The following is a 13,918-nucleotide window of genomic DNA, read 5'->3' as shown; positions in this document are numbered from 1 at the left end:
AATGGAAGTAAAAACATTAACTAAAGAAGAATTACTAAAAAAAGTGGAACACAAACGCCAAAAATGTATGGTTTACACAAGAGTTATGGGATACCATAGACCGGTAGAGAGTTTCAATATCGGTAAAAAAGCCGAGCATAAAGAGAGAAAGTATTTTAAAGAATGTTAGGTATCTTTTCGTTTCAAAAATTCTCGACTCTTGATTTTCCCGGGTGCCTTGCGGCTATTATTTGGTTTAGCGGGTGCAATATGCGCTGTCCTTATTGTTACAATAAAGATGTGGTTTTCGGAGAAAAAAGAATAGAAGAAGATGAAATTTTGGACTTTTTAAAAAAAAGAGTAGGTTTGCTTGACGGGGTTAGTTTTACGGGAGGGGAAGCTACTTTATATAAAAACTTGATTCCTTTTAGTCAAAAAATTAAAGATTTGGGATTTGATATAAAACTTGATACCAACGGGTTAAATTTTGATGTTATTAGGAATATGGTTGAAAAAAATCTTGTAGATTATATTGCTCTTGATTTTAAAGCGCCACCTGAAAAGTTTGAATTAATTACCAAAAACAGACATTATGAAAAATTTGAAAAAACGCTTGATTTTTTGATTGGAAGTGACGTTGATTTTGAAGTCCGCACTACCGTTCATACCGACTTTTTAGATGAAAACGATATCAATGAAATTATCAAAATACTCCACCAAAAAGGCTACAAGGGAACTTATTATCTTCAAAACTACTTCGAAACCGAAAAAGAGACTATCGGAAATATCGGACCTCAAAAAAGAAAACTTGATACTTCAAAACTTCTTGATTTAATTCCTATTGAATTTAGGAATTTTTGACTTTTTGTATGTATTTGTATATACTTTTTAAAAAGGAGCTTATATGGAAGCGATTGCAAAAGTTTTTTATAACGGTAATTCTCAAGCTATTAGAATCCCGAAAGAGTTAAGAATAGATAGTGATGAAGTAAAAATCATAAAAGAAGGTGAAAGATTGATTATTGAACCGCTCAATCCGAGAAAAGGTTGGAATGAAGCTTTTAAAGAAATGAGAAAAAACGGAGATGATGAACTTTTAATTGATGATATGCTTGATGGGGATTTTAATGTATGAGCAATATTCAATCGTTCTTGTCAATTTAGACCCAACAATAGGAAGCGAAATAAAAAAAACTAGACCTTGTGTAATTATATCCCCGAATGAAATGAATTTTAATATAAAAACCTTAATTATTGCTCCTATGACTTCAAAATCAAAAGAATATCCCACAAGAGTTAAAATAAAAGATGATTCTTTCATTGTGTTAGATCAAATAAGAACGATTGATAAAAAAAGAGTTATTAAACAGCTTGGAAAAATTGATTTAAAAACTATTTCCGAAATTAAAAAAATTCTGAATATAATGCTTGTGGAGTAAAGATGAATCTTTTTGATTTGTATTATGAAGATTATGAAAAGTGGTTTGAAAAACACCCTAAAATTTACGAAGAAGAGCTAAAGACAATGAAAACCCTATTGCCAAAAGGCAGGGGAATGGAAATAGGAGTCGGAAGTGGACGTTTTGCCGCTCCTCTTGGTATAAAATTCGGTATAGAGCCAAGCCGTAAAATGGCTGAGATTGCAAGAAATAGAGGCATTGAAGTCCTTGAAATTACGGCTGAAGAGATGGATTTTGAGGAAGAATTCGATTTTATTTTGATGGTAACGACGATTTGCTTTGTAAAAGACCCTCTAAAAACTATTCAAAATTGTTATAAGGCTTTGAAAAAAGGTGGATTTTTACTTGTAGCTTTTGTGGATAAAAACTCTCCTCTTGGGAAAACATATGAAAAAAATAAGCAAAATTCAAAATTTTACGCGCCGGCAACTTTTTTCAGTAAAGACGATATAATTAATCTAATGAAAAAGGCAGGATTTAAAAATTTTGAATGCAAAGAAAACCTATACGGTGATAGCTTGGATAATTTAAAATTTAAAATAAACGACTGCAACGGCGGAGCTTTTAAAGTTATAAGGGGTAAAAAGTGAAATTTTCAATAGTTTTTGACAATTACGTAGCAAATGAAAAGCTTGAGAGTTTTTGGGGATTTAGCTGTGTAATAAACGATTATTTTCTGTTTGATACGGGAAGCAACGGACGTGCACTTGTAAGAAATATGGCAAAAATGGGAGTTGAAATTAATGAGCTTAAGTATCTTTTCATTTCACATCCTCATTGGGACCATATAGGTGGGATTGATAGCGTTTTGGATATTAATCCTTATATGACTCTTTTTTTGCCGGATAGTCTCTCAAAACTCTATATCAGGGATTTAAAAAGACTAAGTCGAGAAGTAAAAGTAATCCACGAAAATCCTACTAAACTTTTTGGTAAATTTTACTCTACAGGCGTTATGATGCCAATAGGGGAGCAGTCTTTGGTGATTGATGAGGGGGATTTTAGCATTGTAGTGACAGGGTGTGCTCATCCGGGAATTGTCAATATCGTTCGTCGTGCTATAGAAATGTTAAATAAGCCCGTTTTATACGCTCTTGGAGGGTTTCATCTTATGAGAAGCGGTGAGAGTGAAATTATTGAAGTTATAAAAGCACTTAAAGCTTTGGGAGTTGAGTACGTAACTCCTACTCACTGCTCCGGAGATTTGGCAATAGAGATTTTTAAAGCTGAATACTCAGAAAACTACATCCCTGGAGGAGTAGGAAGAATTATTGAATTTTAAGGAGAAAATATGAGATATATACTATTGGCTTTGATAGCGATTTTTGTCGTAGGATGTTCTTCGAAGACTATTGTAAAAAAACAAAATCCGAGTGTTGAAATGCAAAAACAAGACGCTCAAAAAGCGTGGAAAGATTTGGATAAAGAGTGATTATTTTTTTCTCGGCCTTTTTAAATTTTCTTCGATTATATCGTCATAAGCCCATTTTTTGAGGGTTTTTTCTATAATTTCTTGTGGAAGTTGAGGTTTGTCATACATGCCTTTTGCCGCTCTTTGACGTTGTGCTTCATATAAGATTACCGCATTTGCAACCGATACGTTTAAACTCTGGCTCATACCGTACATCGGAATAATTACTTTTTTATCAGCATATTTGATACTAATTTCACTTGCTCCGTCCACTTCATTTCCGAGGACTATTAAAGTAGGCTTTGTATAATCCACTTCTCTAAAATCAACCGTGTCTTCATCAAGAAGAGTAACCACTACCTGATAACCTTGAGATTTGATATCTTTATAAAACTTTTCGATATCATCCACATACTCGTGAAAAATCCATTTATGAGCGCCCATTGTGATTTCGTTGTTGAGTTTTACTTTTTTTTGGTGACGATAATATAATTTTCCCACATTTACCGCATCACAAGTTCTAACTATTGCCGATAGGTTATGAGGGGAATATACGTAATCCATAAAAACTCTCAAAGTATCTTGGCGAGTCTCTAAAATACGTTTCATTTTATTGAGTCTCTCTTCGCTTACTAAATACACCTCACTCCTTTTTTAATTGAAATTATACTCAATTTGTCGTATAATATTAAATAAACTATACTACAAGGTTGAAACATGAATGCAAAAATTACTTTGTATAGTGAAAAAGAATTGATAGAAAAAATAAAAAAATATGCAAAAGAAAAAAATACGAGCGTATCAAGTTTAGTGAACGAATTTTTTAAATCATTACTTGAAAAAGAAGAAGATTTTCCTATTACTAATTCACTTAGCGGAATATTGAAAAATAAAAATATTTCAAAAGAAGATTATGAAAAACATCTTGAGGAAAAATATTTATGAAAGTATTATTAGATATAAATATCGTACTTGATTTTTTTATGGAAAGAGAACCCTATTTTAAAGAAATAAAAAAAATATTTAATGCTGTTGAAAAACGAAAAATTGACGGTTTCTTATGCGCTTCAAGTATGGATACGATTCATTATTTGGTGCAAAAAGCATATAATAAAAAAACGGCTGATGATGTAGTATATAAATTATTAAAACTTTTTGATGTTACACCCGTTACTAAAGAAGTGTTATTAGAAGCGCTTAATTCCGGATTTAATGATTTTGAGGATAGTATAATATATTCAAGTGCCTATTTGCAAGGTATAGATTTTATTATAACGAGAGATAAAAAAGGATTTAAAACTTCAAAAGTCAAAGTTTTAACTCCCGTTGAGTTTTTGTCTAAGATAGTTGATTAAAATTTTATTTATCTTTAATGTCTTCAAAAAATTCGCAAATATCAATATTCAATACTTTAGATAATTTATAAAGATGTTCGAGATTGAAGTGTTTTCCGTATCTTACGTTTTCACAATTTGAATAAAAAGCTACTGATTTTATACCTATTTCTAAGGCAAGTTCAAGTTGGGAATATCCTTTTTGAATTCTTTTTTTCTTAACATTAAATCCTATTTTTTTGTAAAAATCCTCTATCTCTTTGTTCATAAATATAATAATCCTATCGGATAAATTGACATAAGAATAATAAGAAGATATAATTTTTTTGTCTTTATCCTATAGGATAATATAAAGGAGAGAGAATGAAAAAACTATTAGTGTCAGTAACGGTATTGGGAACTTTTCTTTTAACAGGCTGTGGAATTCAAACTTTTAATGCTTCACCGGAACAGATTAAAAAACAAAACCTTACGCCAAGAGATGTTGTGAATGAAAATAAATATGTTTATAAGATTTTTGGTGATAGCGAAAAGAAAACTTTATTTACAGTTATGAATATGGTAAGCATAGATAACATTAATGCAAACGACGCTGAAAGAGCGGTAACTGATTTAGCTGATTATTGTGAAAAGATTGGTGGAAAATGGTTTTATGGAAAAAAATTTGTAAGTTTAAATCTTAATTTTGGTATGCTTAATCCAATAAATAAATATAGAGCAATAAAAAACAAAAACACTACAATACCGGGACTTGGTATGTGTAAAACAAATAACGGAAAGAATTTTTATTTATATGAACTTGGACTTTTCGATACGCAATTACAAAACATAGCGGCAAGTTTAGGCGGAGGAGTAAGAATAAAATGGCATAGATATTTTAAAATTGAGTATGAAAATCCGATGCCTCTAAAAAAAGACTATGTTTTAGACTCTTTCATGCCGTTTTTAACACATAATAATTACTCGAATGTTGATAAAATCGTAAAAGATTATGACAGAATAAAAAATTACGGAAGAGATAATTATTATTTAATTACGACATATCCTATTTGTAAATATTTAGGAGGAACTGAATATATTGCAACCGACGTTGGGACGGGTATGAAAATAATGACGATGAAAGATTATCTTTTTATGATGTATGATAAACTCTATAAACAGTTCGGAGAAAAAAACGAAAATCCTAATATTGAGCTTAAAATGTTTCCTGTGAGTAAAAAAGGTTATATTTGGTGCGAAAATAAAAATAATCCTCAAAAACAGTTTATGCTCATTTGGAACGATATTTATAAATTTTTTGAGACTAAAAAAGGGATTGATTACAGTTTAATTAAAAATTTGAAAAAAGAAATTAAAAATAATTAAAAACTCGCCTTTTTGGTGAGTTTATAGTATTAATTAAGTTTTTTTAAACAACGACAAAAATAGCCCCGTTGCTGCGATTATGACGATAATAGGAGTAGGAGAGAGGTCGTAGAAATAGCTTATTATGATTCCCGCACTCATAAATATAAAAGCCAAAATCGAGCTTAAAATAATCATTTGATAAAATCTTTTGGTGAATTTTTCCGCAATAAGTGGAGGAATCGTAAAGAGCGCCAAAATCAAAATAATACCTATAGCCCTAACGCTTATGACAATCGTAAGAGATGTTAAAACCAAAAAGTAAGTAAACAAAAGATTCGAATTTATACCTCTTATTTTCAAAAACTCCATATCATAGCTCATTGCAAGAAATCTGTTATATAAAACGAGAATGGAAACTATCAAAATCAAATCCACTATTCCCATTAACAGCAAATCTTTATTTTCCACAAGTAAAATATTTCCGAATAGATAACTCAATGCGTCCGCATTGTATCCAGGTGCAAGTGATAAAAATATAATACCGATACTCATACCCACGGCCCATATTACACCTATAAGGCTGTCTGCTCTATGTCTGTAAAATATTGTTATCAAAGCCAATATAAGAGCCAATATTACGGTAAAAATAGTAGTTGTTAATAAAATCGAAGTACCTAAAAATATTCCGATTCCTATCCCTCCGAAACTTCCGTGAGCTATACTTCCCGTAATGGCGGTTGCTTTATTTATTACGATTAAAGAGCCTATTATGCCTATTGCTATACTTAAAAGTATGCTTGCATAAATTGATGTGTTAATTAAATCCCACAACTCTCATCCTTTAAAAATTCTATAAGTTCCACTTCACAAAAATGTTTATCTTTTGGAATATTTAGTTTCGGTCCTTCGTGAATTACTGCTTTTTTGTGAATATATGCTATTTTATCTACGTCTCTTAATAGTATTTTTATATCGTGACTTACTACAAGACGGGTAATTTCAAGCGATTCGATTAAATCGAGTATCTCTTTTTGACCTGTAGGGTCTATTGCGCTTGTCGGCTCGTCCATCATTACTATTTTGGGTTCGCTTACAAGCGCTCTTGCAATTAAAACTTTTTGTCTTTGGCCTCCTGAGAGGTCTTTTATTTTTCTATCTTTAAATTGATAAATTTTTAGTTTGTTTAGTATTTCGTTTGCTTTTTCTTTATCTTCTTTTGAGTAGAAAAATTTGCCTTTTTTAAGTCTTCCTTGAAGTACTATGTCAAAAACCGTAATAGGAATATCAAGAGAAAAATTGGTATGCTGAGGTACGTAGCCTATTATTTGGCTGTTGTCTTTAGGAGGTTTTCCATAAATTTTTACTTCCCCCGTGCTCGGTTTTAAAAATCCCAAAAGAATTTTTAAAAGAGTAGTTTTTCCGCCTCCGTTCGGTCCTATTATCGCCATAAATTCTTTATCTTCAAGAGAAAAGTTAATATCTTCCAAAACCCACTCTTTTTCATATTTGAAATAGAGATTTTTGACTTCTACGGCTCTCATTTAAGAGCCTCGATTAAAGAGTTTATAGTTTTTAGAGGGTTTTCGTTTAGAGGAGAAATAGTTACCACATCGGCACCGATTTTACCTGCCACTATTTTTGCGTATTTAGTCGGAAATTCCGGAGATATTATTACCGTTTTTATGTTTTCTTTTTTTGCGAGTTTGATAATCTTAGCCAAATATGCAAAGCTTGGTGATTTTCCTTCTTTTTGTAAAGCTATTTCTTTTATTAAAAAATCTTTTGCGAAATAGTGAAATGACGGATGAAAAGTCAAAAATGCTTTTTGTTTTATTGTTAAAAAGCCTTTTTTTTCAAGATTTGAAAGTTTTGATACGAATGTTTGGTAGTTTTTTAGGTAAAAAGCTTTGTTTTTCGGGTCGTTTTGAATAAGCGTATCAAGGACCGTTTTTGCTTGGAGCATTAAAAGAGCCGGACTTAGCCAAATATGAGGATTCGAATCTCTTTTTATAAGTTTTCCGAAATCTATAATTTTGATTTGAGGGTTTATTTCTTTAATTTTTTCAATATATTTTTTATCAAAAGGCACTCCTATCGTGAAATAGATTTGAGAATTTTTAAGAGCCTTTAATTGTTTGAAATCAGGTGCGTAAGTAGCCGGAGAATTTCCAGGAGGTACCATAACGTTAACGTTTACCTTATCTCCTCCTATTGCTTTAACAACTCCTTTTTGCGGCAGTATCGTCACACTTATATTCAAGGCAAAAAGCGGTGTCACAAACAACATTATTAATAAAATTTTTAATTTTTCACTTTTTACTTTTAATTTTTTTGCATTCATCACAAATTCCTTTAAATTTAACCTCGATTTCTTCTATATCGTATTCGCTGTAATTCGATAAACTCAAAATATCTTCCGCATTGAAAGGTTTTAAGCAATATATTTTTTTACAAATTTTGCATTCGAAATGCGGGTGTATGGGGTTGTGAATTTTGCAGTTTAGTTCATAAAACCCTATGCCTTCGCTATTTTTGATTTCTCTAATCGTATGTTTTTTTAAGAGATGTTTTAAATTTCTATAAATAGTCGCTTTATCTACATTTAGTTTTATTTGCAACTCTTTTGCACTCATTATTCCTTTTTCATTTAACAACAATGCTATTTGAAGTTCCGTTTTTTTGAGATTTTCTATTTTGTCACAACTCATAATAAAATTATATCAAAATGCAACTCAGTTGCAAAATTATTTTTCTTTTGGAGTAAAGCCGAAAACTTTTTTAAATTCTTTTATAAAATGACTTTGATCACTAAATCCGGCTCTAACGGCTACATAGGCTAAGTTTTTCTCTTTTTTCATAAGTTCAAGAGCAAAATTAAGTCTTTTGATAATAATATATTGATGAGGAGTGAGTCCCGTTTGATTTTTAAAAAGTCTCAAGAAGTGATATTTACTGATATGCTCCAAATAGGCTAAATTTTCCAATTTTATTTTTTGAGTAAAGTTTTCATCTATATATTCGATAGATTTTTTAAGAGTGATTTTAGGTAATTTTATCTCCTTTGAAAAACTAAGTAACTCTTCAAAAAAGAAATAGATATTTTCCTCTTGTTTTTCGTACATTTTTAAAAAAAGAGAGTTTAATTTTGTAGAATTTATTTTGTTTTTAAAAATTATATTTTCTTTATTTATTATCTCTTTTGTGATGCTATTAACAAAGCTTTTTTCAAAGACAACGCTTTTATAGCCCCAAATACCGCCTTTTACATAATGAATTTCATACGGATTTATTATTCTAAAATCGTTTTTTTTATAATGTATTGTCTTGTTTTTAAAATTAACAACGCATTCTCCGTCAGTTATTAAAGCGAATGAATAAGTATCGTGAAAATGGGGTTTAAATTGGGTGTTTTGATACTTGCTCGTTATTAAAAAGATGTCGTTTTGGATTTTTAGCATCTTTTTTCCTTCATCAATTTTCTTATTGTAAATAAAAAATTAATTTTTAGATAGTAAAATATTGCGAAAGGAATTAAAATGATGAAAAAAGCGTTTTTATTATGGCTTGATATTGCAATTTTTATGTTTTTGGTTATTTTTGCCGGATTTATCGTTTTTAGTGATATTATGACTTATACGAATTTTTGGTTTTATATGAAAGAGATATTTATTTCGATTTTTATAATTACTATTTTTTTCAGTATTTGGGCGATAGGGTATTTTTTTAATCTGCATGGATTTAAAGTACAAGGAATTAAGCAATATCTTAAAATTTATTGGAGTATTTTATGGAGAGCTCTTATAATCGTTACTCCTATAATAGGATTGATAGCAGTTATATTTAAAGGGTCGATTTTTAGTAGAATACTTACGATTTTTATCGAAATATTGGCCGGATTTCCAGCGATATATTGGTATCTTAAAAAATTGGAAAAAAACGGTTGAAAAATTTCATAAATTTGTTATAATTTCAATCCACAATCCGGCGTAGCTCAGTCGGTAGAGCAGACGGCTGTTAACCGTCGGGTCGCAGGTTCGAGTCCTGCCGCCGGAGCCACTAAAACTCAAAAAATCCTCATAAATTACCAAATCAAAAATAAAAAAATAAAATTAGAAATAAGAAATAAATAAAACTATTATTGAATAACAGGGGTCAGTCACTTTGATGAGTTAAATTAGCAAGGGCTTTAAAAGCCCGAACTAAGGAGGTAAAAACTTTTAAGGAGGGGAAATCAGTTGAAATTATATTAAAATAATCTTAAATTTCGCTTAAATTTTCAGTTAATAAAATTTTTTAATACCTCAAAAAAGCTGTCGCTTTTGATGATATATTTATTATTCATAAATTCAAACTCGAGCTTATAAGAGTGTAGCATTAGCCTATTTGCTCCCGTTTTTGCAATTCTTTCTTTTTCGGTTACGAGTTTGTTTAAGTATCTGTCGGCAAAATCGTTATCCACTCCATAAAGAGGGTCTCCTACAATCGGATGACCTATACTGAATAAATGGACTCTTATTTGGTGTTGTCTTCCTGTGAGCAGGTCACATTCTACAAGTGTATAGTTATCAAAAATTTTTATAGGTTTTACAATAGTAACCGACTCTTTTCCTTCCGGGTGAATAATTACTTTTACTTTTATGTTTTCGTCTTTATTAACGGCAATCGGTTTTTTTATCGTCATCTCTTTATCCAAACGACCTTTTACAAGTGCCAAATAACTTTTTTTGATATCCTTATCTTGAAATGCTCTTTTTAAAATACTTTCGGCAAATTTATTTTTGCTGGCCATCACAAGACCGCTTGTCTCTTTATCGAGTCTATGGACGAGATTTGCGTCATTTCCCCATAAAGCCCTTACATCGTCAAGTAAACTTTTAGTATTCGCAAGTTTTTTGGGATGTATTGCTACACCTGAGGGTTTATCGAAAATAGCGAAATGAGTAGTTTCAAAAATAGGTTTTAGTCCGTAGCCGTTGGGTTCGAACATAATGCATTTAAGTTTGCCGGTCGCTTTTTGTGATTTTTGAGTAACTCTTTTACCATTAACACTAACTCTTCCTCTATCAATAGCTCTTTTTGCTTCTCTTAGGTTAAATCCGACTTTTTTTACTAAAAAATCAAGAACTTTTTCATCTTTTATCTCAAACTCTTTTTCAACAAATCCCAAGAAAAACCCTTATTTAACCATATCTTTAAAATTTCTGCTGTTTCCCATTGCGGTGAGTTCGTCTAAACTTGTGAGGTTTTTATTAATGTCTCTTGTGTCTTGTTCTATTTTTTGTTGGAGTTTTGTGAGCTCTTCTTTATATTTTTTCATCTCTTCTTTCATCTCTTCAAGTTCGATTTCTCTTCTGATATCCGCAGTTGCGTCTCTCCACATTCTTTTTACTTTTCCGATAAATTTACCTGTAGTTTTTAGAGCTTCGGGTAGCTTATCCGGACCAAGAACAATAATTGCGATAATAATAATAAACAAAAACTCAGTTGAGCCTATATCAAGCATGCTCGGCCTTTTTTATGACAATTATATCACAAAAGAGTTAAAAACATCTTTAAGTAAAGATTTGATACAATTTCAATAAAAAGGGTATATAATGGTTGAAAGATACGCACGTGAAGAGATGAAAAACCTTTGGACTCAAGAAGCTAAATTCAATGCATGGCTTGAAGTGGAAAAAGCTGCTGTGAAAGCTTGGAATAAATTAGGACTTATTCCTGATGAAGATGCTGAAAAAATTATTAAAAACGCTAAATTCGATATAAAAAGAATTGATGAAATAGAAAGAGAAACAAAACACGACGTTATTGCATTTTTAACAAGTGTAGCCGAGAGTCTTGGTGAAGAGAGCAGATGGGTTCATTACGGAATGACTTCAAGCGATACTATCGATACGGCAGTAGCTCTTCAAATGAGAGACTCTTTAAAAATAATTATTGATGACGTTAAAATAGTAATGGAATCGATTAAAAAAAGAGCTATGGAGCATAAATATACTTTAATGGTTGGAAGAAGTCACGGAATTCACGGAGAGCCTATCACTTTCGGGCTTGTTTTGTCAATCTGGTATGACGAAATGAAAAGACATCTTAAAAACCTTGAAGAAACTCTCGAGGTAATAAGTGTCGGAAAAGTTAGCGGCGCTATGGGTAACTTCGCTCACGCTCCGATTGAACTTGAAGAATTAACTTGCGAATTTTTAGGACTTAAACCCGCACCTATTTCAAATCAAGTTATCCAAAGAGACAGATACGCAAGACTTGCTTCGGCACTTGGATTGCTTGCTTCAACGGTTGAAAAAATCGCAGTAAACATAAGACATTTTCAAAGAACCGAAGTTTATGAAGCGGAAGAGTATTTCTCAAAAGGTCAAAAAGGTTCGTCAGCTATGCCACATAAAAGAAACCCAGTTCTTAGCGAAAATATCACCGGACTTGCAAGAGTTATAAGAGCATATGTAAATCCTGCAATGGAAAATGTGGCTCTTTGGCATGAAAGAGATATTTCTCATAGCTCTGTAGAGAGATTTTGGCTTCCGGATGCGTTTATTACAACTGATTTTATGCTTCATAGATTGAACAATATTATTTCAAATCTTGTGGTTTATCCAGAAAATATGATGAAAAACTTAAATTTAACAGGCGGACTTGTGTTTTCTCAAAGAGTGCTTCTTGAGCTTCCGAAAAGAGGAATCAGTAGGGAAGACGCATATAAAATCGTTCAAAGAAACGCAATGAAAGTTTGGGAAGAATTACAAAAAGGAAAAGCGCCGATTAACGAAAAAGGTGAGAGCTTATTCCTTGAAAATTTACTAAAAGATGAAGATTTAAACAAAGTAATGAGCGAAGAGGAAATTAGAAATTTATTCGATTATGAATATTATACGAGAAACGTAGATAAAATTTATAAAAGAGTTTATGGGGAATAATGAAAAAAATAGAACTTGTAAACTTTAAAACTTCAAAAGATTACGAATACAATCTAAAGCGGGTGATAAATATAATTAAAAATTCACCCGCTGATTTTTTACTTTTTCCGGAAGTTTGTTTAACCGGATTTGATTATGAAAATTGGGATAATGTTAATCGTTTTGCAAAAACAGCGATACAAGAGCTTTCTTCACTAAAAAAAGCTTTTGCGCTTACATTAATAAATAATAATAAAAACTATTTTTGTTTATTCGATAACGGGCTTAAATATAAAAGAGCGAAATATAATCTTTTCGGAAATGAAAAAGAATATTTTGAAATAGGAGAAAAGCCGGAAATTTTTGAATGGAGAGGGTTAAAAATAGCAAGTCTTATTTGTTTTGAATTAAGATTTATAGAATATTGGGAAAAGTTCAGAGGTGTTGATATGATTTTGGTACCGGCGAGGTGGGGAAAAGAGAGAATGCCTCATTTTAAAACACTGAATAATGCATTGGCTCTATCTACGCAGTCTCAAGTAATAGCTGTAAATAGTGCCAATGAATTTTCATGGGGATGTTCTTTTGACGCTTGGGGTGATGGAGTTGAGGTGAGTGTTGAGAGTGTTTTGGTTGAGGTCGATTTTAATAAAAACAAAAAAATAAGAAAAAAGCTGAATATAGGAATACAATGAATCAATTATTAGTGGAAAAATTAGCCGATTATGTCGATTTGGGACCTAAAGAATATAAAGCCTTTTTGGAAATCGATAGAAAATTCTTCGTTCCACCCGGATTTGAAAGAAAAGCATATGAAATATCAGCACTTCCATTAGCCGATGATTCTACGATAAGTTCACCTCTAACAGTTGCTAAAATGACAAAGTATTTAGAACTTGAAGGTGTTGATAATGTTTTGGAAATAGGATGCGGTAGCGGATATCAAGCGGCTATTTTAAGTAAAATAGTTAGAAGAGTTTTTACAATAGATAGAATCTGTAAACTTGTAGAAATTGCAAAAGAGAGATTTAAGAGGTTAGGTTTATATAATATTAATGTAAAATGTGATGACGGAAGAAGAGGTTGGAGAGAATATGCTCCTTATGATAGGATTTTATTATCAGCTTATATAGATAATATTGAAAAAGATTTGTTTTCACAATTAAAAGATAACGGATTTATACTTGCCCCTGTAGAAAAAGGTGGCGTTCAAATAATTACTCGCTTTTATAAAAATGGGAAAAAAGAAGAATTTGAAGCCTGTGAATTTGTTCCTATAAAAAAAGGCATAGAAAAATAAAAAATTTTCTTCAAAGAAAAACTCCCAGATTTCGGCGTTTAATATTAATTTTTAAAAAAATTTCATAAAATTTCCTAAAAAAGAGGAAAAAACTCTTGACAAGAGGGTAGGAATATTATATACTTTCAGTCCCAAAACGCGGGAGAGCGTTTGAGATGATTGATAACTTAGATATAAGTTGC

23 protein-coding genes and 1 tRNA gene are annotated in these 13,918 nt (G+C 31.2%); 15 read left to right on the top strand and 9 right to left on the bottom strand.

Annotation, left to right across the window (positions count from 1 at the left end; genetic code table 11):
• Nucleotide 1 precedes the first annotated feature (1 nt).
• From nrdD to EDC58_RS10105, 7 genes are read left to right on the top strand one after another with little or no spacing between them, the layout of a single operon-like run.
• Nucleotides 2-169 (top strand): anaerobic ribonucleoside-triphosphate reductase, encoded by a 168-nt coding sequence (gene nrdD, locus EDC58_RS10320; RefSeq protein ID WP_123353108.1) that lies wholly within the window; start codon nucleotides 2-4, stop codon nucleotides 167-169.
• Nucleotides 163-840: an anaerobic ribonucleoside-triphosphate reductase activating protein gene (locus EDC58_RS08585; protein WP_123353107.1), complete on the top strand. Its 678-nt coding sequence runs from the start codon at nucleotides 163-165 to the stop codon at nucleotides 838-840. Before nrdD ends, EDC58_RS08585 begins: the two co-directional genes overlap by 7 nt.
• A 43-nt stretch (nucleotides 841-883) precedes the next feature.
• Nucleotides 884-1,114, top strand: coding sequence for an antitoxin (locus EDC58_RS08580; protein ID WP_123353106.1), 231 nt, complete (start codon nucleotides 884-886; stop codon nucleotides 1,112-1,114).
• Entirely contained in the window at nucleotides 1,107-1,418 is a 312-nt protein-coding gene (locus EDC58_RS08575) for a type II toxin-antitoxin system PemK/MazF family toxin (RefSeq protein WP_123353105.1), read from the top strand. Before EDC58_RS08580 ends, EDC58_RS08575 begins: the two co-directional genes overlap by 8 nt.
• A 2-nt stretch (nucleotides 1,419-1,420) precedes the next feature.
• The gene (locus tag EDC58_RS08570) at nucleotides 1,421-2,029 is read left to right on the top strand and encodes a methyltransferase domain-containing protein (protein ID WP_123353104.1); all 609 of its coding nucleotides are present in this window, start codon (nucleotides 1,421-1,423) and stop codon (nucleotides 2,027-2,029) included.
• Complete coding sequence (locus EDC58_RS08565) at nucleotides 2,026-2,721, top strand: MBL fold metallo-hydrolase (RefSeq protein WP_123353103.1); 696 nt, start codon at nucleotides 2,026-2,028, stop codon at nucleotides 2,719-2,721. The genes EDC58_RS08570 and EDC58_RS08565 overlap by 4 nt, the downstream gene beginning before the upstream one ends.
• Before the next feature lie 9 nt (nucleotides 2,722-2,730).
• Nucleotides 2,731-2,871: a hypothetical protein gene (locus EDC58_RS10105; RefSeq protein WP_170151139.1), complete on the top strand. Its 141-nt coding sequence runs from the start codon at nucleotides 2,731-2,733 to the stop codon at nucleotides 2,869-2,871.
• Here the strand turns inward: EDC58_RS10105 and EDC58_RS08560 are convergent, their stop codons facing one another.
• Nucleotides 2,872-3,492 carry a TrmH family RNA methyltransferase gene (locus EDC58_RS08560; protein WP_123353102.1) on the bottom strand — a complete coding sequence of 207 codons (621 nt, stop codon included), beginning with the start codon at nucleotides 3,490-3,492 and terminating at the stop codon, nucleotides 2,872-2,874.
• 75 nt (nucleotides 3,493-3,567) lie between these two features.
• Between EDC58_RS08560 and EDC58_RS08555 the strand changes: the two genes are divergently transcribed.
• Nucleotides 3,568-3,795 (top strand): DUF6364 family protein, encoded by a 228-nt coding sequence (locus tag EDC58_RS08555; protein ID WP_123353101.1) that lies wholly within the window; start codon nucleotides 3,568-3,570, stop codon nucleotides 3,793-3,795.
• On the top strand, nucleotides 3,792-4,205 hold the full coding sequence (locus EDC58_RS08550; RefSeq protein WP_123353100.1) for a type II toxin-antitoxin system VapC family toxin: 414 nt from the start codon (nucleotides 3,792-3,794) through the stop codon (nucleotides 4,203-4,205). Before EDC58_RS08555 ends, EDC58_RS08550 begins: the two co-directional genes overlap by 4 nt.
• Before the next feature lie 4 nt (nucleotides 4,206-4,209).
• Here the strand turns inward: EDC58_RS08550 and EDC58_RS08545 are convergent, their stop codons facing one another.
• The gene (locus tag EDC58_RS08545) at nucleotides 4,210-4,452 is read right to left on the bottom strand and encodes a helix-turn-helix domain-containing protein (protein WP_123353099.1); all 243 of its coding nucleotides are present in this window, start codon (nucleotides 4,450-4,452) and stop codon (nucleotides 4,210-4,212) included.
• 95 nt (nucleotides 4,453-4,547) lie between these two features.
• Here EDC58_RS08545 and EDC58_RS08540 point away from each other — a divergent pair, with 95 nt between their 5' ends.
• On the top strand, nucleotides 4,548-5,549 hold the full coding sequence (locus EDC58_RS08540) for a hypothetical protein (RefSeq protein ID WP_123353098.1): 1,002 nt from the start codon (nucleotides 4,548-4,550) through the stop codon (nucleotides 5,547-5,549).
• Nucleotides 5,550-5,582: 33 nt separating this feature from the next.
• Here the strand turns inward: EDC58_RS08540 and EDC58_RS08535 are convergent, their stop codons facing one another.
• Genes EDC58_RS08535 through EDC58_RS08515 form a run of 5 tightly spaced genes read right to left on the bottom strand, consistent with a single transcriptional unit; the run spans nucleotide 5,583 to nucleotide 8,989 of the window.
• Nucleotides 5,583-6,362, bottom strand: coding sequence for a metal ABC transporter permease (locus tag EDC58_RS08535; RefSeq protein WP_123353097.1), 780 nt, complete (start codon nucleotides 6,360-6,362; stop codon nucleotides 5,583-5,585).
• Entirely contained in the window at nucleotides 6,350-7,072 is a 723-nt protein-coding gene (locus EDC58_RS08530) for a metal ABC transporter ATP-binding protein (RefSeq protein WP_123353096.1), read from the bottom strand. The genes EDC58_RS08535 and EDC58_RS08530 overlap by 13 nt, the downstream gene beginning before the upstream one ends.
• Nucleotides 7,069-7,872, bottom strand: coding sequence for a metal ABC transporter solute-binding protein, Zn/Mn family (locus EDC58_RS08525; RefSeq protein WP_123353095.1), 804 nt, complete (start codon nucleotides 7,870-7,872; stop codon nucleotides 7,069-7,071). Before EDC58_RS08525 ends, EDC58_RS08530 begins: the two co-directional genes overlap by 4 nt.
• Nucleotides 7,841-8,239: a Fur family transcriptional regulator gene (locus tag EDC58_RS08520; RefSeq protein WP_123353094.1), complete on the bottom strand. Its 399-nt coding sequence runs from the start codon at nucleotides 8,237-8,239 to the stop codon at nucleotides 7,841-7,843. Before EDC58_RS08520 ends, EDC58_RS08525 begins: the two co-directional genes overlap by 32 nt.
• 36 nt (nucleotides 8,240-8,275) lie before the next feature.
• Entirely contained in the window at nucleotides 8,276-8,989 is a 714-nt protein-coding gene (locus tag EDC58_RS08515) for an AraC family transcriptional regulator (RefSeq protein ID WP_123353093.1), read from the bottom strand.
• A 78-nt stretch (nucleotides 8,990-9,067) separates the two neighbouring features.
• Here EDC58_RS08515 and EDC58_RS08510 point away from each other — a divergent pair, with 78 nt between their 5' ends.
• Together EDC58_RS08510 and EDC58_RS08505 are read left to right on the top strand one after the other, a co-directional pair.
• Nucleotides 9,068-9,475, top strand: a complete 408-nt coding sequence (locus EDC58_RS08510) for a hypothetical protein (protein WP_123353092.1) — start codon at nucleotides 9,068-9,070, stop codon at nucleotides 9,473-9,475.
• A 36-nt stretch (nucleotides 9,476-9,511) separates the two neighbouring features.
• Nucleotides 9,512-9,587, top strand: a tRNA-Asn gene (locus EDC58_RS08505).
• A gap of 220 nt (nucleotides 9,588-9,807) precedes the next feature.
• On the opposite strand, the gene EDC58_RS08500 is transcribed toward EDC58_RS08505, so the two are convergent.
• On the bottom strand, nucleotides 9,808-10,698 hold the full coding sequence (locus EDC58_RS08500) for an RluA family pseudouridine synthase (RefSeq protein ID WP_123353091.1): 891 nt from the start codon (nucleotides 10,696-10,698) through the stop codon (nucleotides 9,808-9,810).
• A gap of 9 nt (nucleotides 10,699-10,707) precedes the next feature.
• Nucleotides 10,708-11,034, bottom strand: a complete 327-nt coding sequence (gene tatB / locus EDC58_RS08495) for a Sec-independent protein translocase protein TatB (RefSeq protein WP_123353090.1) — start codon at nucleotides 11,032-11,034, stop codon at nucleotides 10,708-10,710.
• Nucleotides 11,035-11,125: 91 nt separating this feature from the next.
• On the opposite strand from tatB, the gene purB reads away from it, so the two are divergent.
• The 3 genes from purB to EDC58_RS08480 are packed head-to-tail and all read left to right on the top strand — an operon-like array spanning nucleotide 11,126 to nucleotide 13,736.
• The gene (gene purB, locus EDC58_RS08490; protein WP_123353089.1) at nucleotides 11,126-12,457 is read left to right on the top strand and encodes an adenylosuccinate lyase; all 1,332 of its coding nucleotides are present in this window, start codon (nucleotides 11,126-11,128) and stop codon (nucleotides 12,455-12,457) included.
• Nucleotides 12,457-13,131 (top strand): carbon-nitrogen hydrolase family protein, encoded by a 675-nt coding sequence (locus tag EDC58_RS08485; RefSeq protein WP_123353088.1) that lies wholly within the window; start codon nucleotides 12,457-12,459, stop codon nucleotides 13,129-13,131. The genes purB and EDC58_RS08485 overlap by 1 nt, the downstream gene beginning before the upstream one ends.
• Nucleotides 13,128-13,736, top strand: a complete 609-nt coding sequence (locus EDC58_RS08480) for a protein-L-isoaspartate(D-aspartate) O-methyltransferase (protein ID WP_123353087.1) — start codon at nucleotides 13,128-13,130, stop codon at nucleotides 13,734-13,736. The genes EDC58_RS08485 and EDC58_RS08480 overlap by 4 nt, the downstream gene beginning before the upstream one ends.
• The last annotated feature ends 182 nt before the right edge of the window (nucleotides 13,737-13,918 follow it).

Origin of the sequence: Caminibacter pacificus, from assembly GCF_003752135.1 — a bacterium.
GTDB lineage: Bacteria > Campylobacterota > Campylobacteria > Campylobacterales > Nautiliaceae > Caminibacter > Caminibacter pacificus.
This window is presented reverse-complemented; position numbering and strand designations above follow the sequence as displayed.